We start from the raw sequence: 12,966 nt of genomic DNA, 5'->3' as shown, positions 1-12,966 counted from the left end.
TATAAGGTGCAAGAGATTATCAAATTTGACAAGATTAAGTCTTTAGGATATAATTCAGTATACGCTCTTGCCAAAGGAGGGAAATCAATGGTAGAAAAATTAAAAGATTATTTTAAGAAAAGTTTTTCTAACGGTCCGAAGGCAAAAATCATAATAACAACAATTGCTGTGGCGATTGTTATTACAGCGACATTAATGAGTGTAAGAAAAACACTTACTATAAGTATAGACGGAAAAGAAGAAAATTTTGTCACGTATAAATGGACTGTGAAAGATGTGTTACAAGATAATGGAATAGAATTGGCAGAAAAAGATAAGGTAGAACCATCATTGGATTCTAGAGTATCTGAAAAAGAATTAATTACAATTAAGAAAGCTATTCCAGTAAATATTACTTTTAGTGATAAAGTTGTAACATTAGAAACAGCAGAAGATACTATTGGAGATATGCTACAAACAGAATCAGACGTACTAAAAGAGCAAGGTGTAGAATTTGAAGAAGGAACAGATGAAGTATTACCTTCTTTAGATACAGGAATAGAACAAAACTTAGACGTTAAGATTGTTAAGGTAGAGACTAAAGACATTGTAGAAAAGGAAAAAATAAACTTCGATACAGTGGTACAAAAAGATTCAAGTCTTGATAGTAGCGTTCAACAAGTTAAGAGTGAAGGAACTAATGGAGAAAAACAAATAACATATAAAGTTATTATTAAAGATGGTCAAGAGATTTCTAAAGAAGTAAAAAGTACTAAAGTTATTGCTGAACCTGTAAATAAGATTGTTGTAAAAGGGACAGGCAATGTATATGCAAGTAGGGGAGCAGGTAATATAGCATATAAGAAAAAATTATCTGTTGTTGCAACTGCATATAGTGGACATAGTACTACAGCTACAGGCAGAAGACCTGTTAGAAATTCTAATGGATTAAGTACAATCGCTGTTGACCCATCAGTTATTCCTTTAGGAAGTAAAGTTTATGTTGAAGGATATGGATACGCCATTGCAGCTGATACTGGTGGTGCAATAAAAGGAAATATAATTGATTTATACTTAGATTCATCAAATGAATGTATAAAATGGGGAAGAAGACCCGTCAATTTATTCATAGTAGCTTATCCAGGAGAATGGTAGTTGATTTTTAGGAGATAACATGTTAGTTATCTCTTTTTTTTATTTAAATAATTTGAAGTTTGATATACTATTATTAGTAGGTATATTAATCATGCAGTAATGAAAGGAAGTATAAGATTGATTAAAGAAGTAATTGTGGTTGAAGGAAGAGACGATGTTGATGCTGTTAAAAAAGCATTAGATGCTGAAATAATAGCAGTAGGTGGATTTGGAATAAATGCTAAGGTTATAGAGAGAATAAAAGAAGCTCAAAAGAGAAAAGGTGTAATAGTTCTTACTGATCCAGATTTTGCTGGTGAAAAGATAAGAAGAATTATTTCTAAAAGAGTAGAAGGAATAAAGCATGCGTATATTTCTAAAGAAGATGGTCTTAAAGATGGAGATATAGGGGTGGAAAATGCTTGTCCTGAAGTAATATTAAAAGCACTTGAAACAGCTAAAATAACTGTTGAGGAAAAAAGAAACTTTTTTACTATGCAAGATATGTTTTACTTTAAATTAACAAATGACTCAACATCTAAAGTAAGAAGAAGTATGCTTGGTAAAATTTTAGGTATAGGATATTGTAATACAGCTCAAATGATTTCTAGATTAAATAATTATGGAATAACAAAAGAGGAATTTGCAGACGCTATAGAAAAAATAGAAAAACAATTGGAAGTAGGGATAAAATAGATGGATTTAATGGATATAAAAACTAAAGAATTAGTTAAAAAATATAATTTTAGGTTTTCAAAAAGTTTAGGTCAAAACTTTTTATTAGATGATTCTGTTCTTAGAGATATAGTAGATGGAGCAGACGTTAATGAAAATGATTTTGTTATAGAAATAGGTCCGGGAGTAGGTACTTTAACAGCTAAGTTATTGCAAAAAGCTAAGAGAGTAACTTGTATAGAATTAGATAATGACTTGATTCCTATTTTACAACAAGAATTAGGTGAATATGATAAATTTGAATTAATACATAATGATGCTTTAAAAGTAGACTTTAATGAAATAATGAAAGATGAAGAACATGTTAAACTAGTTGCAAACCTTCCTTATTATGTTACAACACCTATAATAGTAAAGTTACTTAAGGAAAATCATAAGTTTGAATCTTTAACTATAATGATACAAAAAGAAGTGGCTGAAAGAATAAATGCGGAACCTAATTGTAAAGAATACGGAGCATTATCTGTTTTGGTTCAGTATTATTGTAATACTAAAATTATAAGAAAAGTATCACCGGAAAGTTTTATGCCAAGACCTAAGGTTGATTCTATAGTTATAAGATTAGACAGATTAAATGAACCAAGAGTTAACGTACAAGATGAAAAACTTTTATTTGATATAGTTAGATCAGGTTTTAATATGAGAAGAAAAACTTTATGGAATGCTACTAAGTTAATAGGTCTTTCAAAAGAAAATTTACAAAAAGCTTTTGATTCTTGCAATATAGATCCGAAAAGAAGAGCGGAAACATTAACTATTGAAGAATTTGCAGCTTTAGCAGATAGCATATATGATCTTAGAAAAAATAATTAAATTATATATTTAATTTAAAATTAGTGTTGATTTTTGAGTATAAAAGCTCATAGATAAATATAAATATTTAATTAAAAGACGATCTAGCATTATAGTATTTAATCATAATCTATCAATAAAAGCATATACTTTATTGAATAAATATATGTGGAGGGATTATGGTAGTGGCACATAATAAATTATATAGAAATTTTATAATTTTACAGCAAGATGAAAAAATCAACTCAGAGTCTACCGAAAAAGCTTTGTCTGGATATGCTAAAGTGGAAGCAAAGGGAGATAAGTGTAAAATATCTTTTTATGCTCAAAATCTGAAACAAGAAGAAGATTATTCCGTAGTACTTATCTGTTGTAAAAAGGACATGAAACAATTAATTGATTTGGGGTCTCTAAAAATAAATGATGTTGGAAAAGGAGATACAAGTAAAGAATACTATATAAATAACATAGCTGGTTTAGGCATATCTTATGAAAAAATAAATGGCGCTGCTATTTGTAAAGCAAATTCAGGAGAAGTTGCATTTATGATGTATGGCTTCATAAATGGAGAAGAACCAAAAGAAAATTGGAAAAAGCTTAAAGTTGCAAAAGAAGATGATGCTTCAGAGAAAATAACTACCAATGATACTAGAAGTAAAACAATTATAAAACCAGAAGATACTGGAAGTAAAGTATCTATAAAATCAGATACTACCTCAAATATGAAAGATAAAGGTAGTGAAAAGAAAGAGTCTATAAACAATTCTGATAAGATAAATATAGATATGGATTTTGAATGCAACGAAGATGATAATCGCAATAAAAATAAGAAGTACAAAGAAAAATGTGAAGATGCCTGTGAAGATAAGTGCGAAAAGAAATACAAAGAAAAATGCGAAAAGAAATGCGAAGATGTCTGTGAAGAAAAATGCGAAAAGAAATGTGAAGATGTCTGTGAAGAAAAATGTGAAAAGAAATGTGAAGAAAAGTGTGAAGAAAAATGCAAGGATAAGTGTGAAGTAGTAAAAGAAGAACATAAAAAAGAATATAAAAAAGAAAAGAAGAATGAAGAAGAGAAAACAAAGAAAGATAAATATAATTTTAGCGAAACTGAAAAATGCAAAAAAATTATTGATGAGTTAAATGACGAATCTTATTGTACAAAGACAGTAAATCACAGAAGAATAGAAGAAAATACTAGAATTGATGGTGCTGATTTTGAACAATATGAAAAAGATATTGAAAAGTTAAAGATGGAGTCATCAAATAGCTTTAATATAAAAGGCAAAATTGGTGAATACTTTGAAAAAATTGCACAAGGATTTGAAGAATATCATGAAGGATTAGATGGTATTAAAAATTGTAAATGGTATAAGGTACCTATAAATAGAATTGATGATTTATTTAATATATCAGATTACAACAAATATACATTAGTATATTATCCGATGTTAAATTATTATCCTTATATAAGTAAAACTAAGTATTTTCTATTAGGATATAAGTGTAATTCTGTAGGAGAATTGACTCATATTGTTTATGCAATACCAGGAAGTAAAGATCTTTCAGAACAACCATATGAGGGCAAAACAGGATATGTTACATGGGCACATAACGATACTAGAAGCTCTGGCTATTGGCTTATGTTCTATGATTTCCAAAACTCAACAGTTGTAGTTCCTATGAAGTAGAAGAGGCAATATGAATAAAAAGCAAATACTAATATTGTCCATTTTACTTTCATTAATGATAGTGTTAGGTGTAACACAATCGTTTTTTAAAGAAACATTTACAGAAGTTGCTCTTGTAGAAAATGGGATAAACGAATTTAAGGATTATAATTTTGATGAGGGAAGATATATATTTTCATTACCAAGTGAATGGAGCGTATCGGAAAAGGAAAGCCAAGGACAGTATATTAGTTATAAGGCAAATTTTAAAGATAAAAATGATAAAATCACTGGATACTTAGAGGTTATAAATACTCAAATTGATCTTGGAAATTTTGCAGAAAGTGACTTAAAAAATTTACCTTTATCATATAAAAATGAGCAAATAATGCCTTTTAAATTAGAAGGAACATCAGGAGTTTTATCTCAATATAAAACTAAAGTAAAAAAGGGTTATACATTTGAAAATAGTTGTTATTATTTAAATAGTAATGATGGCAAAATTATAAAAGTTTTATTTAATGTAAAGGAAGACGATTATAAGGAAAATGTAAAAACTGTTTTTAATACTATAATATCTAGGATAAACATACAAAGTTAATAAAATTTGATATTAATATGTATAAGTATTATAATTTAAGTATCATGGAGGGATTAAGAATTCATCTATGATACTTAAATATTTTAAGGAGATATGCATGAAAATAATTTTATTTAAGGCATTTGGTCTAGAAATAAAAAGTTATGGTTTAATGATTGCTATAGGAATACTTGCGGCAGCATCTTTGCTTTTAAAAAAAGGAAGAGAAAAAGGATATGATGAAGATTCCTTATTAAATCTAATTATTTTAACTGTAATTGGAGGAGTAATAGGGGGTAAATTACTTTTTATTATAACTGAATTTAAAAGTATATTAGAAGATCCAAGTATATTGTTGAATTTTGGTTATGGATTTGTTGTGTATGGAGCATTAATACTGGGTGCATTAACAATATATTTATATTGTAAAAGTAAGAACTGGAAAGTACTTAAGATTTTAGATTTAGTTGCACCAGGGTTAGCTATTGCACAAGGATTTGGACGTATAGGATGTTTTTTAGCTGGATGCTGTTATGGAAAAGAAACTAATCTTCCAATAGGGGTAGAGTTTCCAATAAATTCACTTGCACCAGCAGGTATTCATGTACATCCAACTCAAATTTACTCATCAATTTTTGATTTTTTACTAGGATTTTTCTTGTTATATTATTCTAAAAAAGAAAAGAAATCAGGTAAAGTAGTTTCTATGTACTTGATAATATATAGTATAGGAAGATTTATGGTAGAATTTTTTAGAAATGATCCAAGGGGGAATGTTGGGTTATTATCAACATCTCAATTTATAGCTGTATTTACATTAGTTCTTGGATTAGTTATTTTTAATTTTCATAAATTTTTTAAGGGAGCGAAGAAATAAGTTGTTTAAGAAAAAAATTTTTATATTGCTTCTAACTCTAATTACTATTACTTCTATTTTGGTTGGATGCAGTACTTACGATAAATTAGCTATCACACTAGGGATTAAAAACAATAATTTCGAATATGTAAATCAAAGCAAAGTGGATAAAATTGTAATTCAAAGTGCTAGAGATACTGGATTTAGATTTATAATTACTGAGCCTAATGCAATAAATGATATGTACAAATTATTGTCAAATGGTAAAAAAGTATCTGAACGAAGCTCATTAGATGCAGATTATTATTTTGAAATTTGCATGGGAGATGAGGTTAAAAAGTATGACTATATAGTTGGTGCTGATGAAAGAGGAAAAGGAAATTTCTTTAATGATGAAGAATGTTTTTCAATTTCAAACCGTTTAGATGATACAATAATACAAAACTTATCTTTTGTAAGAAAACCAAGAAATTTTGAATATGTATATTATCAAACTATTTTAGCAGTATTGGAATCTGAAAAATCTAAAATAGATGCTTCTAATAAAGTAGGAATAGATATAAGTGGTGATATTGATTGTTTAAAATACATACTTTCAACAGATTTGAAACAATTTGAAAAAAATATTGATAAAGTCATTCCAAATGCTAAACTTGTTAAAAACAATTCTAATGAATTTGATACAATAATTAAAGTTAAAAACAGAGGATATAATAGTACCATTTTTAAAACTATGATTACCGTTGATAATAAAAAGGATAAAGTTTTCAATACTTATTATATATCAGCAGAATATAATTTTAGAAATTGGGATATCGATATTGGAGAAGTGAATAAAATGCCAAATGAGTGGTAAGAGGAGGAACAAATAATGGGAAGCTGTGACAATTGTCCAAGTAAAGATTCATGTGGATCAAAAGGTCAAGGATGTGAAAATTCTATACCTAAAATCATACCTACATATGGAAAAATTAAAAATGTAATAGGCGTTATTAGTGGAAAAGGTGGAGTAGGAAAGTCTACCGTTACAGGAATAATGGCAACTACTTTAGCTAAAAAAGGATATAAAGTAGGAGTTTTAGATGCAGATATAACAGGACCATCTATGCCTAGATTTTTTGGCATTAATGAAAAAAGAGGAAAGATAATTCCATTAGAAAATGATATGGTAAAATTTGAACCTGTAATTACTGATTCAGGAATAAAAGTTATATCTATGAATCTTTTAACAGCAGTTGAAGAAGATCCAGTTATATGGAGAGGACCTGTAATTACAGGAGTATTAAAGCAAATGTTTATGGAAACTAATTGGGAAGAATTAGATTATTTACTTATAGATATGCCACCAGGAACTGGTGATATAGCTCTTACAGTAATGCAAGAATTTCCTATTACTGAGGTAATAATAGTATCAACTCCACAAGACATGGTATCAATGATTGTTAAAAAGCTAGTTATAATGGCTCAAAAGATAGGGATAAAAATTAGAGGAGTAGTTGAAAATATGGCATATATTACTTGCCCAGACTGCGATAAGAAGATAAGAGTATTTAGTACAAAATCTTCTGATGAACATGCAGAATATTTAGGACTACCTTTAATAGGTGAATTACCTATAAATGTAGAGTTAACAGAGGCTCTAGAAAAAGGTAAAGCAGAAGCTTACGTTATAGATAATGATTTATATTCATTAATATTTGAAGCTTTATATTAATATACATAACTCATCTTTCTTATGGAAATACTATAAATGTAATTTTATAATGGAAGGGTGAGTTTTTTGAAAGCAAAAGTAGATAAAGATACTTGTATAGGATGTGGCTTATGCCCATCAATATGTCCAGAATGTTTTGATATGGAAGATGACGGCAAAGCTGGTGCTATAGTTGAAGAGGTACCAAGCGCATGCCAAGATTCTGCAAAAGAAGCAGAAACAAGTTGTCCGGTTAATGCAATCTCAGTAGAATAAAAAAATGTGGTGTTAANNTTAACACCACATTTTTTTATATCTATTAATCACATTTAGTATTATATATTACAGAATTTAATTTACTCAGTCCACTTTGCTTATGCATATATCAACACTCTGCTAAAACATAGCCTATTATAAAAATGAAAAATATATTATTATAATATTTAATCTATGTTGTTACTCTATTATTATCTGATACGACTGAAATTATTCTTGCCATAGGAAGAGCAGCAACTATAACTAAACAAATGACTCCTTCTATTCCGATTATAGGAGCATTTATTGATAGAGAATATAATGCTGGAGACATTCCTTCAGGTGCAAAAGATCCAAAGAAAGCAACTCCAGATATAAAGTGGCATATAAATCTGCCTAACACTGCGAGTGTTACGCCTAAATACTTTTTATTTGGAAAAAATCCAGCGATACCTAAACATAGGAATGGTAATGGATAATCAAATAATACTTGAACAGGATGTAGAATATAAGGATCCATAACTAAAGTGATCATTCCATAAAGGAATCCAGTTAGGAATCCAACTTGTGGTCCATACATAAATGCAATTAGCAAAATAGGAACCATACTACCAAAGGTTATACTTCCGCCTTGTGGAAAATGATAAATTCTAAGAATTTTTAGAATTGTTGCCAATGCTAAGGCTATACCGATTCTAGCAATTAATTGAGGTGTAAATTTAATTTTTTTTGCTTTTACTAATACAACTAGTATAGCAATACACCCTAATAAAGTAATAAGTGATAATGGATTAGAAATAATAGTTTGTACATTTTCGGGCAAATGACTATACAATTTCGAAATTTGTTTCGCCCAATCGTTAAAAATATTCATAAAAAAAACCTCCTTAATTGTGCTTAGGAGATTGTTAACCAATAAATATAAATTTTTATTATTCAAATAGAACAATAAAATATACTAAAAGACTTTTAATGTTTATTAGTATAATAAATATATATTAAGCGGTTATACTTTCCTACGCCAGAATTAACTGGATCAGGTTCCGAGGGTTTATGAAATAAATCAAATCTCAGCACAAAGGCTCCCCTAGCACTATAATATATATTTATTTTACCCATATAACTATAGGTAGTCAACTACGTTATATGGGTTATATTTATTGTCTTTATTATAATGAGTGATATAACTTGATGAAACATCATTTAAATGGATTTTAGAACCATTTAATGAATTATTAGGAATGTTATTACATGGCACTGTAGAATTAATATTATTTTTATCTATTACAATATCTTCTTTATAAGTTGAATCAATAATAAAGCCTTTCATAAATTAACACCATCCTTTAATAGTATTTTTAGTATTATTTAAATAAATATACATTAATAGAATTAAGGAATTTTGTGATGTTAAATTTAATTACTCTTTCCAGCTGTTCTTATATAGATATAAACACTCTGTAAAAGTATAGTTTAACTAAAAAGTGCCTTGCTTTAAAATATAAACTATTTTAAAACAAGGCACAAAATTAGTAAAGGTCATTATAAATTATTTTAAATACTTCTAAGGATTCTTCGATTTTAGGTTTTAGAAGTTTTTTCTTATGTTCATATTCTATTTTTCCTTTTGGAGTTAAATGATATATTTTTTGAAATTTTTTATTGGGATCATCCCATATTCCAACAATAAGAGCTTCTTTTTCTAACTTTTTTAGTAGGGGGTATATTCCACCAGTACTAGGAATCCATTTGTTATTAGTTCTTATACCTATTTGATTTGAAATTTCATTTCCGTTTGTGGGATTTAATGATAATATATATAAAACATATATAGGCAAAAGACCTTTGGTAAATACTTGCCCTACAGCTTCCTTTTCTTTCTTAACTTTTTTTAATTCAGAAATTTTACTCTTATATTCTTGGTATAATCTTTTTTCTTCATTTTTTATATCATCTATATGAGAAAAATTAAAGTCAGACATATTAATCTACCTTTTCAACAATGAATCCAAAAAGACCAGGTCCAGTATGAACTCCAAGTGCAGGTCCTATACTATACCCTAAATTACATTCTATTACATTATTTAAACTCTTAATATTTTCACATAATGCTTTTGCATCATCCAGTGCATTACCATCCATAACCCAGAATTTACATTTATTATTCTCGGTATAAGATTTAGCGACTTTTAATAATTTTGATGCAGATTGCTTTTTACCACGAGCTTTACAGTAAGTATGGAAGCAACCATTGTTATCTATTGTTATAACAGGCTTTAAGTTAAGAACGTCCCCGATAGTTCCAGCAACTCTACCTATTCTTCCACCTTTTTTTAGATATTCTAAAGTATCTATAGTAAAATATATATCTATATTAGATCTTAGTTTAGGAATTATCTTTACTATCTCATCAAATGATTTTCCTTCTTCAATAAGTTTTGCGGCTTCTAATACTATTACACCTTCTGCCATACTTAAACTTTTTGAATCATATACAAAGGTTTCTATACCTTCAAAGCTTTCACATGCTAATCTCATTGAATTATATGTTCCTGAAAATTCACTTGATAATGTTACTATAATTGCATGTGTATATCCTTCAGCAATTAATTGATTAAGAGTGTTGTTAAGTCTTTCGATACTTGGTAATGATGTTTTTGGAATTTCTCTAGGAAGTAATTCATAAAGAACATCAGAAGTTATTTCCAATTTATCATCATATTCTTTATCAGAAAAGATAATTTTAAAAGGTAATAATTTTATATTATATTTATTTAGGTCCTCAGTACATATATCGGATGCACTGTCAGTTAGTAATGCAATTTTATCCACTAAAAATTCCTCCTAGTAATATATTCTATTTATTAATTATATCACTATTGATAACTATANNTATAGTTATCAATAGTGATAAGTTCTTGTATAATGTTAATTATAAGAAGTCAAATTGAAAACAACCTTAAAATTTAACCAAATATAGAGATAAAAAGATATATTCACTAATAATTAAAAAATATCACCAATAAAACTAAACATTAACGGTATTGCTAACGCATATTTAATCAAGTATAATAGTACAGTATTATTAAAGTACTATATATTGTGTTGTGGAGGTAAGCAAAATGCTATATGTTGTAAAAAGAGATGGAAGAACGGTTGAGTTTAACGGAGAGAAGATTTCTCAAGCGATTAAAGGTGCTGCGCTAGAAATTGGGGTTACTTTAAGAGAAAGCCAAGTTTTGGAAACTGTACAAAAGGTGATTACTTATATAGAAGATACGAAAAAAGAAAAAATTACAGTAGAAGCAATTCAAAATTTGGTTGAGAAAGCTTTAGGTGAAGAGGATAAAAATATAGCTTTTGCATATTCATCATATAGAAGAGAAAGAACAAGAGTAAGAGACATAAAGTCAGATTTAATGAAAGCAATAGAAAAAATAGGTGTTGAAACTGATAGAGATAATGCGAATGTAGGAAACAATTTTAGTTCTAAGTTATTAAGAATAGCTTCTGAATCTAATAAATGGCATAATTTATCTACTATGCCCAAACATTTATCAAAAGCTCACGAAACAGGTGATCTTTATTATCATGATTTAGATAGTTATAATTTAACTACTAATTGTCTTCATATACCTACTAAAGAAATTCTAATTAATGGTTTTAATACAGGATATGGAACAATAAATGCACCTAAGAGAATAGAGACAGCTGCAGAATTATCATGCATATTATTACAATCTACTCAAAATGATATGTTTGGGGGGCAATCTCATCCAGACTTTGATAATGATTTGGCAGTTTTTATTCCTCCAACAAGAGACGAGATAAAAAAAGAATTAGAAGAATTAGATATTCCAAAAGAAAAGATGAACAGACTTATAGAGAAAACTTTAAGAAAAAGAGTTCATCAAGCAATGCAAGGTGTTATTTATAATTTAAATACTATGCATAGTAGAGCTGGATCACAAGTACCTTTTAGTTCTGTAAATATAGGAATACCAACTAATGATGATGCAGCATTAGTTTGTGAAGTATTTCTTTTAGAATATGAAAGAGGATTAGGTAAAGGAGAACAACCTATTTTCCCTAACATAATTTTTAGAGTAAAAGAAGGGGTTAATAGAGAAGAAAATGATCCGTACTATTATTTATATAAATTAGCTTGTAGAGTAGCAGCTAAAAGAATGAATCCTACTTTTATGAACATTGATGCAGATTTCAATAAAGAATATTATGATAAAGGATATGTTCCAGCTACTATGGGATGTAGAACTTATCTTATGAAAAATGTAAATGGAGAACCAGGATGTAAAGGAAGAGGAAATATAGCTCCTACTACAATTAATTTACCTAGAATAGGATTACAAGCCAAAGGTGATGTAGATAAGTTCTTTAAAATTTTAGATGCTAGATTATCTTTATCTAAGGAATCTTTATTGCATAGATATAATGTATTAAAGAATCTAAAGGTTAAAGATTTACCATTTATAGCAGGTCAAAATTTAATGGTGGGTTCAGAAAATTTAAAGCCAGAAGATTCTATTGAACCTATATTAAAACAAGGAACTTGGGGTATCGGATTTATAGGTCTTGCTGAGACATTAACAGCATTAATAGGTAGTCATCATGGAGAAACTGAAGAAGCAAGAGAATTAGGATTAAAGATAATTGGTCATATAAGAGAGTATTGCGATAGATTAACAGAAGAATATAGTTTAAATTGGAGCTGTTATGCAACTCCTGCTGAAGGATTATCAGGTAAATTTATAAAGCAAGATCAAAAAACATTTGGAATGATAAAAGGTATTACTGATAAAGAATACTATACAAATAGTTATCATGTACCAGTAGGGCATGCCATATCAATTAAGGATAAAATTGATATAGAAGCTCCATATCATAAACTTTGTAATGGAGGACATATAACTTATATAGAAGTTGATGATTTCCCAACTGAAGATGTTATTATGGATATAATAAGTTATGCATATAAAAACACTAATATAAGTTATATGGGAGTAAATTTCCATATAAGATATTGTAAAGATTGTGGAACTTATTTACACAGTAACGAAAGTAAATGTCCAACTTGTGATAGTACTGATATACAAGGTGTAAGTAGAGTAACAGGATATTTAAGTTTAGATGAGAGATTTGGTCCAGGAAAGTATCAAGAAAGAGCAGATAGAATATCTCATTTAGAAAGTCATAAGAAACATTATTAAAAAATTAGGCTCTGTTTTAGCAGGGTGTTGATATATGCATAAGC

14 protein-coding genes and 1 riboswitch are annotated in these 12,966 nt (G+C 28.3%); of the genes, 10 read left to right on the top strand and 4 right to left on the bottom strand.

Annotation, left to right across the window (positions count from 1 at the left end; all coding sequences use genetic code 11):
- Positions 1 to 87 precede the first annotated feature (87 nt).
- The 9 genes from NG904_RS02365 to NG904_RS02325 all read left to right on the top strand — a co-directional run bounded on the left by NG904_RS02365 (position 88) and on the right by NG904_RS02325 (position 7,715).
- Positions 88 to 1,134: a resuscitation-promoting factor gene (locus tag NG904_RS02365; RefSeq protein ID WP_252215685.1), complete on the top strand. Its 1,047-nt coding sequence runs from the start codon at positions 88 to 90 to the stop codon at positions 1,132 to 1,134.
- Between the two features lie 117 nt (positions 1,135 to 1,251).
- Positions 1,252 to 1,809 carry a ribonuclease M5 gene (gene rnmV / locus NG904_RS02360; RefSeq protein ID WP_252215878.1) on the top strand — a complete coding sequence of 186 codons (558 nt, stop codon included), beginning with the start codon at positions 1,252 to 1,254 and terminating at the stop codon, positions 1,807 to 1,809.
- Entirely contained in the window at positions 1,810 to 2,661 is an 852-nt protein-coding gene (gene rsmA, locus NG904_RS02355) for a 16S rRNA (adenine(1518)-N(6)/adenine(1519)-N(6))-dimethyltransferase RsmA (RefSeq protein WP_252229523.1), read from the top strand.
- A 158-nt stretch (positions 2,662 to 2,819) separates the two neighbouring features.
- Positions 2,820 to 4,331, top strand: coding sequence for a DUF7922 domain-containing protein (locus NG904_RS02350; RefSeq protein WP_252215681.1), 1,512 nt, complete (start codon positions 2,820 to 2,822; stop codon positions 4,329 to 4,331).
- 10 nt (positions 4,332 to 4,341) lie between these two features.
- Positions 4,342 to 4,911, top strand: coding sequence for a hypothetical protein (locus NG904_RS02345; protein WP_252229521.1), 570 nt, complete (start codon positions 4,342 to 4,344; stop codon positions 4,909 to 4,911).
- Positions 4,912 to 5,008: 97 nt separating this feature from the next.
- Positions 5,009 to 5,767 carry a prolipoprotein diacylglyceryl transferase gene (locus tag NG904_RS02340; RefSeq protein ID WP_252229519.1) on the top strand — a complete coding sequence of 253 codons (759 nt, stop codon included), beginning with the start codon at positions 5,009 to 5,011 and terminating at the stop codon, positions 5,765 to 5,767.
- A 1-nt stretch (position 5,768) separates the two neighbouring features.
- Positions 5,769 to 6,602 (top strand): YhfM domain-containing protein, encoded by an 834-nt coding sequence (locus NG904_RS02335; protein WP_252215674.1) that lies wholly within the window; start codon positions 5,769 to 5,771, stop codon positions 6,600 to 6,602.
- 15 nt (positions 6,603 to 6,617) lie between these two features.
- Positions 6,618 to 7,460 (top strand): Mrp/NBP35 family ATP-binding protein, encoded by an 843-nt coding sequence (locus tag NG904_RS02330; RefSeq protein ID WP_252215673.1) that lies wholly within the window; start codon positions 6,618 to 6,620, stop codon positions 7,458 to 7,460.
- Between the two features lie 66 nt (positions 7,461 to 7,526).
- Complete coding sequence (locus NG904_RS02325) at positions 7,527 to 7,715, top strand: ferredoxin (RefSeq protein WP_252229517.1); 189 nt, start codon at positions 7,527 to 7,529, stop codon at positions 7,713 to 7,715.
- Positions 7,716 to 7,887: 172 nt separating this feature from the next.
- Here the strand turns inward: NG904_RS02325 and thiT are convergent, their stop codons facing one another.
- From thiT to NG904_RS02305, 4 genes are all read right to left on the bottom strand, one after another.
- Positions 7,888 to 8,568, bottom strand: coding sequence for an energy-coupled thiamine transporter ThiT (thiT, locus tag NG904_RS02320; RefSeq protein ID WP_252229515.1), 681 nt, complete (start codon positions 8,566 to 8,568; stop codon positions 7,888 to 7,890).
- 122 nt (positions 8,569 to 8,690) lie between these two features.
- Positions 8,691 to 8,793: riboswitch (TPP riboswitch) on the bottom strand.
- Positions 8,794 to 8,817: 24 nt separating this feature from the next.
- Entirely contained in the window at positions 8,818 to 9,024 is a 207-nt protein-coding gene (locus tag NG904_RS02315) for a hypothetical protein (protein ID WP_252215664.1), read from the bottom strand.
- A 199-nt stretch (positions 9,025 to 9,223) separates the two neighbouring features.
- On the bottom strand, positions 9,224 to 9,676 hold the full coding sequence (locus NG904_RS02310; protein WP_252215662.1) for a PadR family transcriptional regulator: 453 nt from the start codon (positions 9,674 to 9,676) through the stop codon (positions 9,224 to 9,226).
- A 1-nt stretch (position 9,677) separates the two neighbouring features.
- A complete protein-coding gene (locus tag NG904_RS02305; RefSeq protein ID WP_252215661.1) occupies positions 9,678 to 10,526 on the bottom strand; it encodes a DegV family protein in 849 nt (282 codons plus the stop codon).
- Positions 10,527 to 10,816: 290 nt separating this feature from the next.
- Here NG904_RS02305 and NG904_RS02300 point away from each other — a divergent pair, with 290 nt between their 5' ends.
- Positions 10,817 to 12,922: an anaerobic ribonucleoside triphosphate reductase gene (locus tag NG904_RS02300; protein ID WP_252215660.1), complete on the top strand. Its 2,106-nt coding sequence runs from the start codon at positions 10,817 to 10,819 to the stop codon at positions 12,920 to 12,922.
- Positions 12,923 to 12,966 lie beyond the last annotated feature (44 nt).

The organism is Clostridium sp. ZBS15, from assembly GCF_023845705.1.
GTDB lineage: Bacteria > Bacillota > Clostridia > Clostridiales > Clostridiaceae > Clostridium > Clostridium aquiflavi.
Note: the sequence above shows the minus strand (reverse complement) of the source record. Positions and strands in the feature narration are given on the sequence as shown.

Bases quoted from the DNA above. Each gene is read 5' to 3' on its own strand.
- NG904_RS02365 (WP_252215685.1), top strand. From the start codon at position 88: ATGGTAGAAAAATTAAAAGATTATTTTAAGAAAAGTTTTTCTAACGGT.
- rsmA (WP_252229523.1), top strand. From the start codon at position 1,810: ATGGATTTAATGGATATAAAAACTAAAGAATTAGTTAAAAAATATAAT.
- NG904_RS02350 (WP_252215681.1), top strand. From the start codon at position 2,820: ATGGTAGTGGCACATAATAAATTATATAGAAATTTTATAATTTTACAG.
- NG904_RS02345 (WP_252229521.1), top strand. From the start codon at position 4,342: ATGAATAAAAAGCAAATACTAATATTGTCCATTTTACTTTCATTAATG.
- NG904_RS02340 (WP_252229519.1), top strand. From the start codon at position 5,009: ATGAAAATAATTTTATTTAAGGCATTTGGTCTAGAAATAAAAAGTTAT.
- NG904_RS02330 (WP_252215673.1), top strand. From the start codon at position 6,618: ATGGGAAGCTGTGACAATTGTCCAAGTAAAGATTCATGTGGATCAAAA.
- thiT (WP_252229515.1), bottom strand. From the start codon at position 8,568: ATGAATATTTTTAACGATTGGGCGAAACAAATTTCGAAATTGTATAGT.
- NG904_RS02315 (WP_252215664.1), bottom strand. From the start codon at position 9,024: ATGAAAGGCTTTATTATTGATTCAACTTATAAAGAAGATATTGTAATA.
- NG904_RS02310 (WP_252215662.1), bottom strand. From the start codon at position 9,676: ATGTCTGACTTTAATTTTTCTCATATAGATGATATAAAAAATGAAGAA.
- NG904_RS02300 (WP_252215660.1), top strand. From the start codon at position 10,817: ATGCTATATGTTGTAAAAAGAGATGGAAGAACGGTTGAGTTTAACGGA.